Origin of the sequence: Tistrella mobilis (genome assembly GCF_039634785.1) — a bacterium.
Lineage (GTDB): Bacteria > Pseudomonadota > Alphaproteobacteria > Tistrellales > Tistrellaceae > Tistrella > Tistrella mobilis.
The window spans coordinates 240,097-258,220 of record NZ_JBBIAB010000005.1 but is presented as its reverse complement, the minus strand read 5'-3'; the positions used below and the strand labels follow the sequence as shown (position 1 = coordinate 258,220).

15 protein-coding genes and 1 pseudogene are annotated in these 18,124 nt (G+C 67.8%); 3 read left to right on the top strand and 13 right to left on the bottom strand.

All coding sequences use genetic code 11. From position 1 onward, the window contains the following. Positions 1-15: 15 nt before the first annotated feature. From trkA to dusB, 6 genes are read right to left on the bottom strand one after another with little or no spacing between them, the layout of a single operon-like run. Positions 16-1,392 (bottom strand): Trk system potassium transporter TrkA, encoded by a 1,377-nt coding sequence (gene trkA / locus WI697_RS09320; protein ID WP_014745218.1) that lies wholly within the window; start codon positions 1,390-1,392, stop codon positions 16-18. Between the two features lie 33 nt (positions 1,393-1,425). Then, on the bottom strand, positions 1,426-2,811 hold the full coding sequence (gene ntrX, locus WI697_RS09315) for a nitrogen assimilation response regulator NtrX (protein ID WP_345958251.1): 1,386 nt from the start codon (positions 2,809-2,811) through the stop codon (positions 1,426-1,428). Between the two features lie 4 nt (positions 2,812-2,815). Further along, a complete protein-coding gene (locus WI697_RS09310; protein WP_345958250.1) occupies positions 2,816-5,263 on the bottom strand; it encodes a sensor histidine kinase NtrY-like in 2,448 nt (815 codons plus the stop codon). After that, complete coding sequence (ntrC, locus tag WI697_RS09305; protein WP_014745221.1) at positions 5,260-6,744, bottom strand: nitrogen regulation protein NR(I); 1,485 nt, start codon at positions 6,742-6,744, stop codon at positions 5,260-5,262. The genes WI697_RS09310 and ntrC overlap by 4 nt, the downstream gene beginning before the upstream one ends. Positions 6,745-6,760: 16 nt before the next feature. Further along, positions 6,761-8,056, bottom strand: a complete 1,296-nt coding sequence (locus tag WI697_RS09300; RefSeq protein WP_231889502.1) for a two-component system sensor histidine kinase NtrB — start codon at positions 8,054-8,056, stop codon at positions 6,761-6,763. After that, complete coding sequence (gene dusB, locus WI697_RS09295; protein WP_345958249.1) at positions 8,053-9,051, bottom strand: tRNA dihydrouridine synthase DusB; 999 nt, start codon at positions 9,049-9,051, stop codon at positions 8,053-8,055. Before dusB ends, WI697_RS09300 begins: the two co-directional genes overlap by 4 nt. 187 nt (positions 9,052-9,238) lie before the next feature. Here dusB and WI697_RS09290 point away from each other — a divergent pair, with 187 nt between their 5' ends. From WI697_RS09290 to WI697_RS09280, 3 genes are read left to right on the top strand one after another with little or no spacing between them, the layout of a single operon-like run. After that, positions 9,239-10,498 carry a bifunctional 2-C-methyl-D-erythritol 4-phosphate cytidylyltransferase/2-C-methyl-D-erythritol 2,4-cyclodiphosphate synthase gene (locus WI697_RS09290; protein WP_345958248.1) on the top strand — a complete coding sequence of 420 codons (1,260 nt, stop codon included), beginning with the start codon at positions 9,239-9,241 and terminating at the stop codon, positions 10,496-10,498. Then, positions 10,495-11,016 (top strand): phosphatidylglycerophosphatase A family protein, encoded by a 522-nt coding sequence (locus WI697_RS09285; protein WP_345958247.1) that lies wholly within the window; start codon positions 10,495-10,497, stop codon positions 11,014-11,016. Before WI697_RS09290 ends, WI697_RS09285 begins: the two co-directional genes overlap by 4 nt. A gap of 22 nt (positions 11,017-11,038) precedes the next feature. Continuing rightward, a complete protein-coding gene (locus tag WI697_RS09280) occupies positions 11,039-11,530 on the top strand; it encodes a CinA family protein (RefSeq protein WP_014745226.1) in 492 nt (163 codons plus the stop codon). A gap of 25 nt (positions 11,531-11,555) precedes the next feature. On the opposite strand, the gene WI697_RS09275 is transcribed toward WI697_RS09280, so the two are convergent. The 7 genes and pseudogenes from WI697_RS09275 to WI697_RS09245 all read right to left on the bottom strand — a co-directional run bounded on the left by WI697_RS09275 (position 11,556) and on the right by WI697_RS09245 (position 18,090). Beyond that, complete coding sequence (locus WI697_RS09275) at positions 11,556-12,530, bottom strand: sigma-70 family RNA polymerase sigma factor (RefSeq protein ID WP_345958246.1); 975 nt, start codon at positions 12,528-12,530, stop codon at positions 11,556-11,558. After that, on the bottom strand, positions 12,527-12,991 hold the full coding sequence (locus WI697_RS09270) for a GyrI-like domain-containing protein (RefSeq protein WP_345958245.1): 465 nt from the start codon (positions 12,989-12,991) through the stop codon (positions 12,527-12,529). Before WI697_RS09270 ends, WI697_RS09275 begins: the two co-directional genes overlap by 4 nt. 118 nt (positions 12,992-13,109) lie before the next feature. Next, a complete protein-coding gene (locus WI697_RS09265; protein ID WP_014745229.1) occupies positions 13,110-13,610 on the bottom strand; it encodes a type II toxin-antitoxin system RatA family toxin in 501 nt (166 codons plus the stop codon). Positions 13,611-13,719: 109 nt separating this feature from the next. Further along, entirely contained in the window at positions 13,720-14,676 is a 957-nt protein-coding gene (gene lipA, locus WI697_RS09260; RefSeq protein ID WP_062767731.1) for a lipoyl synthase, read from the bottom strand. 134 nt (positions 14,677-14,810) lie between these two features. Beyond that, complete coding sequence (lpdA, locus tag WI697_RS09255; protein WP_345958315.1) at positions 14,811-16,190, bottom strand: dihydrolipoyl dehydrogenase; 1,380 nt, start codon at positions 16,188-16,190, stop codon at positions 14,811-14,813. A gap of 225 nt (positions 16,191-16,415) precedes the next feature. Then, positions 16,416-16,616: pseudogene (locus WI697_RS09250) on the bottom strand (biotin/lipoyl-containing protein); the annotation flags it as partial. Between the two features lie 76 nt (positions 16,617-16,692). Further along, a complete protein-coding gene (locus WI697_RS09245; RefSeq protein ID WP_345958244.1) occupies positions 16,693-18,090 on the bottom strand; it encodes a pyruvate dehydrogenase complex dihydrolipoamide acetyltransferase in 1,398 nt (465 codons plus the stop codon). Positions 18,091-18,124: the final 34 nt, after the last annotated feature.

The window sequence follows — 18,124 nt, the reverse complement described above, 5'->3', positions numbered from 1 at the left end:
GGGCTCCGGATCGGGTCAGAAGAATTCGAGGCGGACGGAGAACAGTTTTTCGACCTTGCGGATGCTGTCGGCCAGCGCGAAGAGCACGATCCGGTCCCGCGCCTTTATCACCGTGTCGCCATCGGGGGCGATGACCTTGCCCTCGCGCACCACGGCGCCGATGATCACCCCCTGCGGCAGGCCGGTTTCCCGAAGCGGCCGCCCGACAAGCGGCGACGTCTCCAGCGCATCGGCCTCGATGATCTCGCCGCCGCCATCCTGAAGGCTGTAGACGGCGTGGATGCGGCCACGCCTGACATGCTGCAGGATCCGCGACACCGTCACGGCCCGCGGATTGATCACCACATCGACGCCCAGCGAGCTGATCAGCGGCGGGTAGGTCGGATTGTTGACCAGCGCCATCGCCCGCTTGCAGCCCATGCGCTTGGCCAGCAGGGCCGAGAGGATGTTGGATTCATCGTCATTGGTCACGGTGACGATCGTCTCGGCGCCGCCGGTATTGGCGTCTCCCAGCAGGTCCGGGTCAAGCCCACTGCCCGAAAGCACCAGGCTGTGGGTCAGCTGATCCGCGATCCGTTCCGCCCGATGGCGATCGGCTTCGATCAGCTTGATATTCAGCCGCGGCTGCAGCTTTTCGAGCTGCGAGACCAGGAACAGGCCGATATTGCCGCCACCGACAACGATGATCCGGCGCGCCTCGCGTTCCTCGAAGCCGAAGATCGCCATCGCCCGCGGCACGTGGTCCCGATCCGCGACGAAATAGATCTGGTCGCCGGCGATGATCTGATCGCGCGGGGTGGGCACGATCATCCGGTCCCCCCGGATGATGGACACGATCCGGAGCGTGAGATCCGGGAACAGTTCGGTCAGCTGAGAGAGGGGTGTGTTGACCACCGGACACGAGGCTTCCGCCTTCAGACTGACCAGATAGACCCGATCACCGGCGAACGGAATGACGTCGGTCGCCCCGGGCACCTTCAGGCGCCGGCCGATTGCCCGCGCCACTTCCAGTTCAGGCGAGATGATCACGTCGATCGGCAGGTTCTCGCGGCTGAACAGATCGGCCCACATCGGCTGCAGATAGCCCTGATGGCGGACGCGCGCGATCTTGGTCGGGACGTTGAACAGCGCATGCGCCACCTGACAGGCGACCATGTTGACCTCGTCCGAGGCCGTGACCGCGATCAGCATGTCGGCATCGGCCGCCCCCGCCTGCTCCAGCACGTCGGGATGCGAGGCGTAGCCGATCAACCCCTTGATCTCGAGCGATTCGGAAAGCTTGCGGATCAGGTCTTCCGACTGATCGATGACGGTGATGTCGTTCTCTTCACGCACCAGCGAGCGTGCGATGTTGTGCCCCACCTGGCCGGCGCCGCAGATGATGACCTTCATGTGGCCCTGCCCTTTCGACGATCTGCCAGTGGGTTACGAGGAAGTATTGATGCCGAGGCTTTTGAGCTTGCGATGCAGCGCAGAGCGCTCCATGCCCACAAAACTCGCCGTCCGCGACACGTTGCCGTTGAAGCGGGCGACCTGGGCCTTCAGGTAGTTGCGCTCGAACACCTCGCGGGCATCGCGTAGCGGCAGGCCCATGATTTCACCATCCTCCGACGGGTTGACCAGGGCGGGCGCACCCGCCCCCAGCTCCGGCGGCAGCATCTCGGCCCGGATCTCAGTCTGGGCATCGCCCGGCGCCATGATCAGCAGCCACTCGATGACGTTACGCAGCTGGCGGACATTGCCGGGCCACTCCCCGGCCTGAAGCACGGCCAGCGCATCAGCACCCAGGCTGCGGGGCGGCAAGCCCGACATCGCCGCAGCCCGCGCCATGAAATGCCGCGCCAGTTCGGGGATGTCGTCCCGCCGTTCTTTCAGGCTGGGTACCCTGAGCGGTACGACGTTCAGGCGGTAGAACAGATCCTCGCGGAAACGCCCCGACTGGATCTCGCTTGCAAGATCGCGGTTGGTGGCCGCAACCACCCGCACATCGACCTCGATCGGCCGCTCGCCGCCAAGCCGGGTGAAGCGCTGCTCGTGCAGGGCACGCACCACCTTGCCCTGGGTCTCCATCGGCAGGTCTGAAACCTCGTCGAGGAACAGGGTGCCGGAATGGGCCTGTTCGAACAGGCCGAGCTTGCGCGGCGTGTCGGGGCCAAGCGCTCCCGGCTCCGCGCCGAACAGCTCCGCCTCCACGCGATCTGGCGTCATGATGGCGCAGTTCAGCACCACGAATGGTGCATCGGCCCGGCGCGACTGGGTGTGGATCCGCCGCGCGGCCACTTCCTTGCCGGCACCGGCGGGGCCGGTCACCAGCACGCGGCTGTTGGTCGGCGCCACCCGTTCGATCGTGTGCCGCAGCTGGCGCACCGCGGCCGAGGTGCCGATCAGTTCGGCATCACCGCCGGTGCGCTTCTTGAGGTCGGCCACTTCGCGGCGCAGCTTGGCATGCTCAATGGCATTGCGCACCACCAGCAGCAGACGATCGGATTTGAACGGCTTCTCGATGAAATCATAGGCACCCTCGCGGATGGCGGTGACCGCCGTCTCGATGGTGCCATGACCGCTGAACATCACCACCGGCAGGCCGGGATGGTCGCGCACGATTTCGGACAGGATGCCCATGCCGTCGAGCCGGCTGCCATCGAGCCAGATATCGAGCAGCACCATATCGGGCAGCCGGGCCGCGACCTCGGCCAGCGCCTCGTCGCTGTTGCGCGCCGTCCGGGCGGTATAGCCCTCGTCGCGGAGCAGTTCAGCGACCAGGTGCCGGATGTCGTCTTCGTCATCGACGATCAGAATGTCCGATGGCATCGCGTCAGGGCCTTGTAGAACCAGAAGAGCTGTTGGGACCGTCCTGCCGTGGCGTGGAATGCCGGTTGTCTGACGCGGCCGCGCCGGGGACGGCACCCGGATCGGCCAGGGGCAGTTCCAGTGTCGCCACCGCCCCGATGATACGCCCGTCGGCCGATCGACGGTCGTCGATCGACAGGCGGCCGCCGTGATCTTCCATGATCTTGCGGACGATGGCGAGGCCCAAACCCGTTCCCTTCGCCTTGGTGGTGACGTAAGGCTCGGTCAGTCGCCCGCGGAACGCCTCGGGCAGGCCCTTGCCGGCGTCTTCGACGGTAATCAGCGCCCGCTTCTCCCCCGCCTCCAGAACGATCCGGATCACCCGGCGCTCTTCGGGCAGATCCTTGACCGGCACACCTTCGCCCTCGGCCACCGCGTCGACCGCCTGACCGGCATTGACCAGCAGATTGGTCAAGGCCTGGCCCAGCAGTCGCGCGTCTGCCCGCACCATCACCGGGCCATCCGGCCGTTCCAGATCGAACTTCAGTTCGGGGCGTCCCATGCGCTGGGTGATCGAGGCTTCGCGCAGCAAGGGCCCCAGATCGACATCGGCCATCACCGGCTGCGGCATGCGGGCGAAGGACGAGAACTCGTTCACCATCCGCCCGATATCGCCGACCTGGCGGATGATGGTCTCGGTGCAGGCGACGAAGGTGTCGGGATCGGAGGTGATTTCCTTCAGATATTTCCGCTTCAGCCGCTCGGCCGACAGCTGGATCGGGGTCAGCGGGTTCTTGATCTCGTGGGCGATGCGACGTGCCACATCCGACCAGGCAGCCGTGCGCTGCGCCACCATCAATTCTGTGATGTCGTCGAAGGTGACCACCACGCCGACGGTTGCCGCCGCGCCGTCGCGGCCGCGCTGAACCACCAGATCGGCCGCCAGGCGCACCATCAGATTGCGATGATTGCCGCCGGCAACCGCCTCGATCTGGGCCTGAACCACCCGATCCGGCCGTTCGGCCAGTCGGGCCAGCAGCGGCGCCAGCGCCGGCAGAAGCTCGGTGACCGGCCGGTCCACCGCCTGATCGAAATCCACCCCCAGAAGGGCCAGAGCCGAACGATTGGCCAGATTGACCCGGTTTTCGGCATCGAGACCGATAACACCCGCCGAGACGCCCTCCAGCACCTTCTCGGTGAAGCGGCGACGGGTGTCGATCTGGCGATTGGCCGCCAGCAATGCCTCGCGTTGCGCCGCCAGCTGCCGGGTCATGCGGTTGAAGGCCCGGGCCAGGATGCCGACCTCGTCATCCTCCCGTCCCTCCGGCACCTGGGCGGTCAGATCGCCGCCGCGCACCCGTTCCGCGGCGCCGACCAGCTGGCTGACCGGCCGGGCGATCGATCGCGCGACCAGAAAGCCGATCCACACCGCCGCGAGCAGCAGCAGAAGCGCGATCAGCACGAACAGGCCGGTGAAGCTGAGCTGGATGCCCGACCGACGGCTGTCCGCCTCCTCGTACTGCGAGACCGCCCGGTTCACCTGCTCCATGTGGTCGAGCACGGTACTGTCGACGAACCGGCCAACATACAGGAAAACATCCCCCAGGCTCGGCACCTGGACCAGTGCCCGTACCCGATCGTCCTGGCGGTCGGTCAGCAGCACCACCTCACCGCGCCGCGCCTCGTCGAGCAGCGGCTGCGGCACGGTGGCGAACTCCAGGCTGAAGCTGAGTTCCGTGCGGGCAAGAATGCGGCCATCGCCGCGGAAGACCATCGCCTCGGGCAGATTGCGAAGCGCCGCCTGGATCTCGATCAACCGCTGAAGGCGGCCATTGGCATCGAAGGTGGTCAGCGCCTCGCGGTCGATGTCGCCCGCCATGGCGATGACATCCGCCCGGATGGTGCGCTGATGCTCCAGCAGATAGGCCTGAGCCACCTCGCGCGACTGGCTGAGCGCGGTGCGAACCCGCTCGTTGAACCAGGTCTGCACGCCGAAATCGAAGAACAGCGCCGAGAACACCATCACGACAATTGCGGGCAGCGCCGCCACCAGCGCGAACAGCGTCACCAGCCTCAGTTGCAGCCGCGAGGCGGTCGACTGCCGGCGCCGTTGCAGCCATAGCCGGACCAGCCCATGCGCCAGCATGCCCACCAGCAGCAGCAGCAAGGCCAGATCGATGTTCAGCAGAATGAACACCGTGCCGGCATCGGCGCGGGCCTCTGTCCCCCAGTTGTTGCCGAAGAACGACAGCCCCGTCAGCGCCAGATAGGTCGCAACACCCGCGCCCAGCGCCGCAATCAGCAGGGCGATCGTGAAGATCCGACCGGGACGGATGCGGGCCACGAGCACGGCCATGCGGCGGCCGAAATTGCCGGCAATGCGGCCGGCAACCCGCTGGTGCCGCATCTCGGGCGCCCGCGACGGCTGCGGCCGTTCCTCCTGCACGCCCTCCCCGGCGGATCCGGTGGTCATCTGCCGGCCACGCTGCCGCCGATGCGGGTAGGCTCGCCCCCACGGGTGACCTCGATCGACAGATCCCGGATCTTCTTACGCAGGGTGTTGCGGTTCAACCCCAGCACCTGGGCCGCCTTGATCTGATTGCCCCGGGTGGCGACCAGAGTACGCTCGATCAGCGGCCGCTCGACCTCGCGCAGAATCCGATCATAGAGACCTGCCGGCGGCAGGCCGTCATCATGGGCATCGAAATATTCGGCGAGGTGGAAATCGATGGCCTCACCCAGGCTGCCGCCGCGGCGTCGGTCGTCATCCGCCGGCATCGGCTCGGCGAACTCGCCCTCGATATCGGGACGATAGATCACGTCCTCGGCCGACAGCGCCGCCAGGCGACGCATCAGATTCTCAAGCTCGCGGACATTGCCGGGCCAGTGATAGGCGGTCAGCACCTCGATCGCATCGGCCGACAGGGTCTTGAGCGGCAGGCCTTGATCGCAGGCGAGCTTCAGGAAATGCCGGGCCAGATCCGCGATGTCTTCCCGCCGCTCGCGCAGCGGCGGCAGGCGCACCGGCACCACGTTCAGGCGATAGAACAGATCCTCGCGGAACAGGCCCTGCTGGATCAGCTGGCGAAGGTCGCGGTGGGTCGCCGCGATGATGCGGACATCGGCCCGGATCGGCGTGCGCCCGCCGACGGTGGTGAATTCGCCTTCCTGAAGCACGCGCAGCAGCCGTGTCTGGGCATCCAGCGGCATGTCGCCGATCTCGTCCAGAAACAGCGTGCCGCCCTGGGCCTGCTCGAACCGGCCGGTCTTGCGCTGGGCAGCACCGGTGAAGGCCCCCTTTTCGTGGCCGAACATCTCGGATTCGATCAGGTCGCGCGGGATGGCCGCCATGTTGATCGCCACGAACGGCCCGCCGCGACGCTTGCCGTAATCATGCAGCGCCCGCGCCACCAGCTCCTTGCCGGTGCCGCTTTCGCCGGTGATCATCACCGTCAGATCGGTGCCCATGATCCGGGCCATAACCCGGTAGACTTCCTGCATCGACGGCGACCGGCCGACCAGCGGCATCTCTTCTTCGGCCTGCGGCTGGCCGCGCTGATCCAGCGCCGGCGGCGGTGCATCGCCCCGCCGGGTGTTGAGCGCCCGCTGCACGATGCGTAGAAGTTCGTTCAGATCGAACGGCTTGGGGAGATATTCGAAGGCCCCGCGTTCAGTCGCCTTGACCGCGGTCAACAGCGTCTTCTGTGCGGTCATCACGATGACCGGCAGGTTGGGGCGCAGGCGCTTGATCCGGGGCAACAGGTCGAGCGCGTTCTCATCGGGCATCACCACATCGGTGATCACCAGATCGCCGTCGCCGTCCTCGACCATCCGCCACAGCGAGGCGGCGGTGCCGGTGGTGCGCACCGTATGCCCGGCCCGGCTGAGTGCCTGATGCAGAACGGTACAGATGCTGCGGTCGTCATCGGCGACCAGGATGGTTGCGGGCTCCATCGCGTCCGTCGTTCCTTCAGGCCTTGGGGTTGTACATGGGCAGCATCACCTTGAACACGGTGCGCCGGGGGCGACTGTCGACCTCGATCACCCCGCCATGATCGTTGACCGCCTTGGCGACCAGCGACAGGCCGAGGCCGGTACCCGAGGGTTTGGTGGTCACGAAAGGATCGAACAGATTGGCCCGGATATCCTCGGGCACGCCCTGGCCGTTATCCTGCACCGTCACCACCAGCGGCAGGTCCAGCCGGTCACGGCTGCCCGGCACCTGGACACGCAGACCATGCTGGAAGGCGGTGGTGAGCGTGATTTCTCCGCCCTCTTCCGGAACGGCTTCGGCGGCGTTCTTCACCAGGTTCAGGAAGATCTGCACCAGCATGTCGTGATGGCCATAGACCGGCGGCAGCGAGGGGTCGTACTGCTCGATGAACCGGACATGGGAAGCAAAGCCGTTCTGGGCCAGGCGGCGGACATGTTCCAGCACCACATGGATGTTTACCGGCTCCCGCTCGATCGGCCGGCCGTCGGAAAACTGCTCCATCCGGCCGATCAGGTTCACGATCCGGTCGGCCTCCTTGCAGATCAGCTGGGTGAGCATGCGGTCGCCCTCGGCGACGTTGTACTCCAGCAGCTGTGCGGCACCGCGGATGCCCGAAAGCGGGTTCTTGATCTCGTGGGCCAGCGCCATGGCCATGCCGGTGATCGATCGGGCGGCGCCCCGATGGGTCAGCTGCCGATCGATCTTGTGGGCCATGGACCGCTCGATCAGCGACAGCAGCACGGCGGGGGCACCCTGATCAGGCAGCGGGGCCACCTGCGCATCCACCAGCCGGCTGCCGGTCCGCGGCCCGTCGATCACGATGTCGTATTCGTTCAGGCTGGATCCGCCATGCAGGAAGCATTTGCGGATGATGTCCATCAGCGGGCTGTCATAGCGGATGAACTCGGTCAGCGCCGAGCCGATCAGCACCGAGATGCCGGTGCCGAAAAACTGCTCCGCGGCCGGATTGCCATAGAGGATCCGGTCGTCATTGGCCACCACCAGAACCGGGTGCGGCAGGGCGTCGAGGATCGCATCGCCCGGGACGGACGATTTGGAGGGCCGGCGTTTCCGGCCGAAGCTGGTCAGAGCCATGGTCTGGGCCAGACCTTTCCACATGCGCTGGCGGGGGCTGCCGACGGGGTCCTGGCCCCCGTCCGCGGGCGTGGAGGGGCCTTCGTCCGCGGTTCCGTCCACATCACGGACGGGATCCTCGGGATCGGGGGCATCGTGGTTAAGAAGATCGGGGTGCCGAAGGCTGGGGTCACTCATGCGGCCACTCCGAAATCTGCCGGAAGATCGCCCAGCGCAAGGCGATCGAGCACGGCACGTACGTCGTCCGGCTGCTCGGCACGGACAAGATGGTCGCGTATCGCCCGGCCGGCGCCGGCAACGGTCGCATAGGCGTCGAGATGCTTGCGCACCACCCGGCGACCATGGGCCTCGCCGTAGTGGTCGAGTGCCAGATCGTAATGCGCCCGGGCAAGTGCCCAGATGGCGGCCGGGTCCGGCATGGCGACGCTACGCCCCGCCAGACCCGCCATCACCAGCGCCGGCAGCCAGGGCCGCCCCATGGTGGCGCGTCCGATCATCACCCCGTCCGCGCCGGTCCGGTCCAGAAGCCGCCGCGCATCGGCAGGGCTTGCAACGTCGCCATTGGCGATCAGAGGCACGCGAACCCGCCGCCGCACTGCCGCAATGCCCGCGGGATCGGCCGAACCTTTATAGAGCTGGGCGCGCGTTCGACCGTGCACGGTGATCATCGCGACGCCGATCTGTTCAAGCCGTGCAGCCAGATCGGGCGCCGAGAGTTCACCTTCGGCCCAGCCCAGCCGCATCTTGACCGTGACGGGCACCGGGCCGGCCGCACGGATCACGGCCCGAACGATGGCCTCGGCACGGTCGGGTTCGCGCATCAATGCGGCGCCGCAGGCGCCACTGATCACCTTCTTTGCCGGACAGCCCATGTTGATATCGATCCAGGCCGCCCCCGCCTCGACAGCCTTCTCCGCCGCCTCGGCCATCACCTCGGGGTCGCGCCCCGCCAGCTGGACCGCGACCGGCCCCGGCTCACCCGCCAGGTCGATCATCGACAGGGTGCGTCGGCATCCCTCGACCAGGGTGCCGCCGGCGATCATCTCGGACACCGTCGCCGACACGCCGAAGCGCCGCACCATCGTCCGAAACGGACGGTCGGTCACACCGGCCATGGGTGCCAGCAGCACCGGAGGTGCAGCTCTGTCGGGTGAGAAAAGCCGATCGATCATCGGGTTCCTGGTCATGGGCTGGGCAATTGCCCGAGCTGAGTGCATAAAGTTTAGGCGAAGTGTATTGAGCCGGCCCGCGCGGTGCAAGCGTCGGCCGCGCTTGCAACCATCGGCCGACCCCGGTATCGAAGGACACTGCGGTGTTTCGAAGCCCCGCCCCGCCCTGCCCGACCAGGAGATGCGCCAGATGACCCCGACCCGGCCGCAGCCATCCGACGATCCCGTCGGCGACGCTCCGCCGCCCGGCCGCGCGGCGGCACTCATCGTCGCGGCCGGACGCGGCCGGCGGTTCGGCGGCGGCGTTCCCAAGCAGTATCAGGCCCTTGGGGGCCGTGCCCTGCTCGCCCATGCCGCTGCCGCCTTTCTTGCCCACCCGCGGATCGATCTCGTCCAGGTCGTGATCGGCCCGGATGACCGGGACCTGCACGACCGGGCGCTGGCGGGGCTGGAGGTGGCGCCGCCGGTCATCGGCGGCGCGGAGCGGCAGGATTCGGTACGCCTCGGCCTGGAAGCGCTGGCGGCGCGTGGTGACATCGATCTCGTGCTGGTTCACGACGCCGCCCGCCCCTTCCTGCCGGCCGGGATGATCGACAGGGTCCTGAAGGCTCTGGGTGACGCGCCGGCAGCCCTGCCGGCCCTCGCCGTCACCGACACGCTGAAGCGGGGCGAGGCGATGACGGTCGCCGGGACCGTGTCGCGCGACGGCCTCTGGCGGGCGCAAACCCCTCAAGGGGCACGGCTGGACCTGCTGCTTGCGGCTCATCGCGCCGCGGCCGGACACACGCTGCCCCACGCGCTGACCGATGATGCGGCGGTGATGGAGGCGGCTGGCCATGCCGTCCGGCTGGTCGACGGCGACGAGGCCGCCTTCAAGATCACCACGGCCGCGGATATGGACAGGGCCCGGCAGTTGCTGGCGCGGCGCGGTCAGACGGCCGCCCTGCTCCCGGCCACCGGCAGCGGCTTCGATGTCCACGCCTTCGCCCCCGGCAACCATGTCTGGCTCTGCGGTGTTCGTGTGCCGCATGATCAGGGGCTGTCCGGCCATTCCGATGCCGATGTCGCCCTGCATGCGTTGACCGATGCGGTGCTGGGTGCCATCGCCGCCGATGATATCGGCCGTCATTTTCCGCCGACGGATGCCCGCTGGCGCGGCGCTTCGTCCGACCGCTTCCTGATCCACGCTCTGGCCCTGATGGGCGCGATCGGCGGCCGGCTGGTGCATTGCGACGTGACCATCATCGGCGAACGGCCGAAGGTCGGTCCTCATCGCGAGGCGATGCGCCGCCGCCTTGCCGAATTGACCGGGCTGCCGCCCGCCCGGATCGGGGTCAAGGCCACCACCACCGAACAGCTGGGCTTCACCGGGCGCCGCGAAGGGCTGGCGGCCATGGCGACCGCCACGGTGCTGCTCCCCGATCTCTCCGCTTCGGAGCCGGTGGTTTGAGCCCCCGCCGCCATCGCGAGCATCTGCCGGCCCATCATCCGGCAGAGCTGATCGCGACCGTGCTCGGCAGCGGCAACGCCCCGCGCGCACCCGGCACCGTCGGTACCGTCGCCGCCCTGGCCATCGGCATCCCGGTCGCCTGGGCGGGTGGTGCCCCGGCGCTGCTGATCGGTGCCGTGCTTGCGGTCATCGCCGGCTGGTGGGCCATCCGCCTGGTCACCGCTCATGACGGGGTCCACGACCCCGGACGCGTGGTCATCGACGAGCTGGCCGGCCTCTGGATTACGCTGGCAGCACTGGCCCCTCTCGGGCGGCTCGGCGACTGGCACTGGTGGCTTGCGGCCTTCATCGCTTTCCGTGCCTTCGACATCGCCAAACCCTTTCCGGTAGGATGGGCCGACCGCCATGTCCGCGGCGCGCTGGGCGTGATCCTCGACGACCTGATCGCCGGGGTCTACGCTATTCTGTTGCTCGTCGCTTTGGCCTCCGGCCTCGACATGGCCGGCATTGCCCTTTGATCGCACGCCGGAGCACCTGCCCATGCTCACTGACAGCCTGATCGAGACCGCAGAGCTTGTTCTGTCCCGGGCACGGGACCGCGGCCTGAAGATCGCCACGGTCGAAAGCTGCACCGGCGGGTTGGTTGCCGGCACGCTCACCGCCGTCGCCGGCTCTTCGGATGTGGTCGATCGCGGCTTCGTGACCTATTCCAACGAGGCCAAGACCGAGATGGTCGGCGTTCCGGCAGCCTTGATCGAGGCCGAGGGCGCGGTGAGCCGGCCGGTCGCCGAAGCGATGGCGACCGGTGGCATTGCCCGGTCGCGTGCCGATCTTGCCGTGTCGATCACCGGCATTGCCGGGCCCGGCGGCGCCACGCCCACCAAGCCCGTGGGACTGGTCTATCTTGCCTGTGCGCGGCGCGGCGGCACGGTCACCCATCGCCGGCATGTTTTCCCGGGCGACCGTCAGGCCGTGCGGGCCCAGAGCGTCGCGGTGGCGCTCGATATGCTGCTCGACGCCCTGGCGGACTGACCCCGGCCAGGCCCCGGACGGGTGGTCAGCCGCGCCCGTCGAGCAGACGGCGGACGGCGCCGAGTTTGTCGGGATTGCGCATCGTAAGAATGGCGCCCACCCGCCCCTGCCCGTCGAGGACGAGCGCGCTGACGCTCATGCTGCCGTCGGGAAAATCCTGAATGAAGCCGGGTGCACCATTGACCAGGGCGAGGCGCACGCTCTGCGCCGGGTGCTTGCGGGTGATCGAGATCAGGAACCGCACCACCTTGTCGATGCCGCGGATAGGGTTCAGCGCCGCCGCCGCCTTGCCCCCACCATCGCTCTCCAGCACGATTTCAGGGGCAAGCAGGCGTCGGAGCATGACCTCGTCGCCGCTTGCCACCGCTTTCAGAACCGCTTCGGCAAGCGCACGCGCCGCCTCGGGATCGGCGCTGCCGCTGCCGGGGCTGCGGTCGAGCAGCGGATCTGCCGCCGCCGGCAGCTCCGCCCGGGCGGCCGCCAGGCGGCGCCGGGCGCGCGACAGCCGCTGACGCAAGGCCACGGGGGTAATGCCGAGCGCATCGGCCGCCTCGTCGGCCTCCATTTCCGCCACCTCGACCAGAAGCAGGGCGGCGCGTTCCGATGGCGGCACCCGCTCCATCAGCCGGAGCAGCGCCAGCGACAGGGTCTCGGTCGTCTCGGTGAGGCCCGCCTCGGGCGCCACGATGTCGGACACCAGCGGCTCCGGCAACCAGGGGCCGGGATAGCCGGTCCGGGCCCGCCGGCGGCTGCGCAGGCGGTCAAGTGCAAGCCGGGTCGCCACCGACAGCAGAAAAGCCCGCGGTTCACGCGGCCGGCCGGCCTCGGCGCCGGCTTCGGCCCGTTGCCAGCGCAGCCAGGCATCCTGCATCACATCATCGGCGTCGGCCGAACTGCCGGTCAACCGGTAGGCCTGCGCCCAGGCCGCCGGTGCATGGGCGAGAAAGGCATCGGTCCGGGCTGCGGAGGTTCCCGGCATGGCGCTTGTGGTCAGGCTCATGCGCGCAGCTCCACATGAATGTCCGCCCGGTCCGGCTCGGCATCCGGCCATCTGTCGAAATCGGCCCGAAAGGCACGGTCCGGCAGGGTTTGCCAGATCCTGGCCCAGCCTGCGGCCAGCGCCGCCGGCTGCGGGCCGGCGGTCCGCAGCACCAGAAAATCGGCCGCGGCCAGATCGATCCGGATCAGCCCGTCAGGCACCGGCAGACCGGGCACCAGAACCCGGCCGATGGTCAGCCGGAAAGGGGCGCTGTGGTCGCCCTGATACCGATCATAGACGGCATAGGTCGCAGCATCGGCGCAGGGCTGCCCCTCCAGCGGCCGCTCCGCAAACCAGCGCCCCCACAGGACGCCGATCGCGTCCGGATCGTCATTCGAGACGATGGCAGCAAGGCCGGTCACGGCAAAACCGCCGGAGCGGCAGCGGCTGAAACCCGCAGGCGGCGTGGCGATGTCGGTCATCGGATCGTCCTTCGACAGGGAGACGCTGCCGGAAAGACGTCCACCCCGGACATCCTGTGACATCCCGGATCGCGATGTCACATCGAAAAATCGAGAAGCCGCGGAGGAAGAGCCGGGATCAGGGCTCGGCGGGCCGCGGCGCCTGGCCGCGATGCAGAGGCTCGCGCCCATAAAGATCGGCGGCCCGGGCCTCGAAAGCCTTGACCATGCGCCGGGTGGCCTCGCCGAACAGCGCGCCCATCACATTGTCGAGCAGGCGCGAGCGGAATTTGAAATCGACTTCGAAATCGACCAGGCAGCCTTCGGGGTGCGGCTCGAAACACCAGCGATTGCGCAGATGTTCGAACGGCCCGGTCACGTCGGTCACCAGCACCTCATGCGGGCGCAGGAGTTCGACCTTCGAGGTGAAACGCTCGCGGATCATCTTGAAGCCGATCACCAGATCGGCCTCCATGCGCTCGCGCTTGTGCCCCTCGGCGTCGGTGAAGCTCTCACGCGTGCGGATGCGCGAGGCAATGCACCAGGGGAGGAATTCCGGATAGCGGTCGACGGCGGCAACGAGGTCGAAAAGCTGGTCGGGCGCGTAGGGCAGTACGCGCTTTTCGCTGAAGGACGGCATCGTCGAACGCTAACTCCCGTTGGCGAGAATCGTCGGGCGGACGGCAGCCGGGCAGCTCCCCCCGCGCGATACGGGGGCTGCTGCCACGGTGCCGTGGCGGACCGTCTCTCTATACGGTCTGAGCGGTACCCGCTGCAAGCTGCGCCTCGCGTGCGGCCTTCAGCTGTGCGAAGTCCTTGTCGGCGTGATGCGACGAGCGGGTCAGCGGGCTGGACGAGACCAGCAGGAACCCCTTGGCCCGCCCCATGGTCGCATAGGACTGGAACTCCTCGGGCGTGACGAAGCGGTCGACCGGCAGATGCTTGGGCGTCGGCTGCAGATACTGGCCGATGGTCATGAAGTCGACATCCGCCGCGCGCAGATCGTTCATCACCTGATGAACCTCGCCCTTGGTCTCACCCAGGCCGACCATGATGCCCGACTTGGTGAAGATCGAGGGGTCGACATCCTTCACCATCGACAGGATCTTGAGCGAGTGGAAATAGCGCGCCCCCGGCCGGACATCGGCATAGAGCCGCGGCACGGTTTCCAGATTGTGGTTGAACACATCCGGCCGCGCCTCGGCCACCGCTTCGAGCGCGCCCTTCTTGCGCTGGAAATCGGGGGTGAGCACCTCGATTGTGGTCTCGGGCGACATCTCGCGGATGCGGCGGATCACCTGGACGAACTGGCCGGCGCCGCCATCGTCGAGATCGTCGCGATCGACCGAGGTCACCACCACATGCGCCAGCCCCATCTCGGCCACCGCTTCCGCCAGATGTGCGGGCTCGTCCGGATCGACCGCGCGGGGCATGCCGGTCGCGACATTGCAGAACCGGCAGGCGCGGGTGCAGATATCGCCCAGGATCATCACGGTGGCGTGCTTCTGGGTCCAGCACTCGCCGATATTCGGGCAGGCGGCCTCTTCGCAGACGGTGAAGAGGTTGAGGCGCCGCATGCGCTGGCGCATTTCCGCCACCTGTGGCGAGGTCGGCGCCTTGACGCGAATCCAGTCGGGCTTGCGCTGACGCTGGGCTGGCGTGGTGCTGGCTGGCGCCGTCTCGACGGGATGGATGATCACGGCCACGTGCGATGTCCCCCGGCCTGGATGGGTTGAGGCCCGGCCCCGACCGGTGATCGGGAGCCGGGCCTTTGGTCGAGCATACCACAGTCGACCGCGCTACAGGCGTGCCTGTCGCAGGGCGCTGAGGGTATTTCGGGTTAGAAATGGATGGCCCGTCCGAAGGCGTCAAGCACGGACTCGTGCATCATCTCGGACAGGGTCGGATGCGGGAAGATGGTGTGCATCAGGTCGAGCTCGGTGCCTTCCATGGTCTTGGCGACCGTGTAGCCCTGGATCAGCTCAGTCACCTCGGCACCGATCATATGGGCACCCAGCAGCTCGCCGGTCTTCGCATCGAACACCGTCTTGACCAGCCCCTCGGGTTCCCCCAGCGCCAGGGCCTTGCCATTCCCCCGATAGGGGAAGCGGCCGACCTTGACGTCGTAGCCGGCCTCTTTCGCCTTGGCCTCGGTCATGCCGACCGAGGCCACCTGCGGGGTGGCATAGGTGCAGCCCGGAATGTTCTCGCGGGTCATCGGGTGGACATGTTCGACACCGGCGAAGGCCTCGACGCAGATCACGCCTTCATGCGAGGCCTTGTGAGCCAGCCAGGGTGCGCCGGCCACGTCGCCGATCGCGTAGATGCCCGACTCGTCGGTTTCGAGATACGGACCGACCTGGATCTGGCCCTTCTCGACCTTCACCTTCGTCGTCTCCAGCCCCAGATCCTCGGTGTTGCCGACGATGCCGATCGCCACGATCACGCGGTCGACCTTCAGGGTCTGGGCCTTGCCCTTGCCGTCTTCGAGCGTTGCGGTCACCCCGTCCCGGCCTTTGTCGAGCGCCTTGACCTGGGTGCCGGTGAGGATCTTCATCCCCTGCTTCTCGAAGGCCTTGCGGGCGAGGCCCGAAATCTCGGCATCCTCGACCGGCAGGATGCGGTCGAGCAGTTCGACCACGGTCACCTCGACGCCGAGCGCGCGATAGAAGCTCGCGAATTCAATGCCGATCGCGCCGGAACCGACCACCAGCAGCGACTTGGGCAGGCTCTCGGGCACCATGGCTTCGCGATAGGTCCAGACCCGCTCGCCATCGGGCTCCAGCCCCTTGACCACGCGGGCACGGGCACCGGTCGCCAGAATGATGTGATCGGCGGTGACGCTGCGCTTGCCCTTCGCGCCCTCGATCACGACCTTGCCCGGGCCGTTCAGACGGCCGCGGCCGTCTGCGACCTCGACCTTGTTCTTCTTCAGCAGATGCGCCACGCCCTGCGACAGGGTCTTGGCCACGTCACGGCTGCGCTTGACGATCGCGGACAGATCGAAGCTCGGCTTCTCGACCGTGATGCCGAATTCCCTGGCATGGTTGACCAGGGTCCACACCTCGGCCGCCCGCAGCAGCGCCTTGGTCGGAATGCAGCCCCAGTTCAGGCAGATGCCACCCAGGTGCTTTTCCTCGACCACCAGCGTGCGGAGGCCCAACTGGCCGGCGCGGATCGCCGCGACATAGCCGCCGGGGCCGCCGCCGATGACGATCACGTCATAGTCGTCACCGCTCTTCGGTCCCGAGGCCGTCTTCGGCGCCGGCTTTTTGGCCTCGGCCTTGGGCGCCTCGGCCTTCTTCGAGGGCTCAGGCTTCTTCGGGGGTTCGGGCTTTTTCGCGGCCTCGGCGGCCTTGGGGGCTTCCTTCGGCGGCTCGGCACCGCCGGCAGCGGCCTTTGCCGCCTCGGCCGGATCCTCGCCTTCATCGGCGAGGACCGCAATCAGGGCATTGACCGCGACGTTCTCGGTGCCTTCCGGCACCACGATCTTCGCCAGCACGCCCTCGTCGGCCGCCTCGACCTCCATGGTGGCCTTGTCGGTCTCGATCTCGGCGATCACCTGACCGCTTTCGATCGTGTCGCCTTCCTTGACCAGCCAGCGGGCCAGGGTGCCTTCGGTCATGGTCGGCGACAGCGCCGGCATCAGAACCTTGATCGGCATGGGATGGGTCTCCCGTCCGTCTCGTGTGTGTCTCGAAGGATGAACCGCGGGATGCCGCTCAGAGCAGCATCGACAGCGGGTCCTCGATCAGCTTCTTGAAGGCGGCCAGGAACTGGGCGCCGACGGCGCCGTCCACCACCCGGTGGTCGCAGGAGAGCGTAACCGTCATCACCGTCGCGATCGCCAGCGCGCCATCCTTCACCACCGGCCGCTGCTCGGCGGCACCGGCGGCCAGGATCGCCGACTGCGGCGGGTTGATGATCGCCGAGAACTCCCTGATCCCGTACATGCCGAGGTTCGAGACCGAGAAGGTGCCGCCCTGATATTCCTCGGGCTTCAGCTTGCCGTCGCGGGCACGGGTGGCGAGGTCGCGCATCTCCGACGAAATCGCGGCCAGACCCTTGGTATCGGCCTTGCGGATGATCGGGGTGATCAGCCCGCCATCGATCGCAACGGCCACGGACACGTCGACATCCTTGAAGCGCAGCACCGCCTCGTCGGTCCAGGCGGCATTGGCCGCCGGCACCTTGCGCAGCGACAGGGCGCTGGCCCGCACCACGAAATCATTGACGCTGATCTTCACGCCGCCGCCGGCACGCTCGTTGAGCTCCTTGCGCACCGCCAGCAGCCGGTCGATGACGCAGTCCACCGTCAGGTAGAAATGCGGCACGGTCTGCTTGGCGTCGAGCAGGCGGCGGGCGATGGTCTTGCGCATGCCGTTATTGGCCTCGGCCTCGTACGGCATGCCCAGCTTGTCGACCAGATCGCGGGTCTGGGCGGAAGCCGCGGCGGAGATCGCCGCCACGCTGTAACCGCCAGCGGTCTGCTGGGCCGGCGCCGGGGTCGCCTTGGGCGCCTCGGCGGCCGGAGCGGCGTCGCTGCGGCCCGGGGCTTTCGATGCCTCGGCGGGCTTCGCACCCGGCGCGATCGCCGCCTCGACATCGGCCTTCACGATCCGGCCATGCGGACCGGTGCCCTCGAGGCCCGAGAGATCCAGACCGGCTTCAGATGCGATGCGGCGGGCGAGCGGGCTCGCCTTGATCCGGCCGCCCTCGCCATCGGCCGCCGGCTTCGCCGACGCCTTGGGAGCGGGGGCCGCTGCGGCTTCCGCCTCACTGGCATCGTCACCTTCGGCCTCGGCCTCTTCGGCCTGGGCGGCGGGTGCAGGCGCGCCGGCACCGGCGGCGGCTTCCGCCACCGCCGCATCGTCGTCACCCTCTTCCTTGAGCACGGCGATCGGCGTGTTCACGGCAACATTCTCGGTGCCTTCCGGCACCAGGATCTCGGCCAGCACGCCTTCATCGACCGCTTCCACCTCCATGGTGGCCTTGTCGGTCTCGATTTCGGCGATCACCTGCCCGCTTTCAATCTTGTCGCCGGCCGACACCAGCCACTTGGCGAGCGTGCCTTCGGTCATGGTCGGCGACAGGGCCGGCATCAGGATGGTCTGAGCCATGTTCGGTCCTCGGATTCTCGATGGGGTCCGGCGA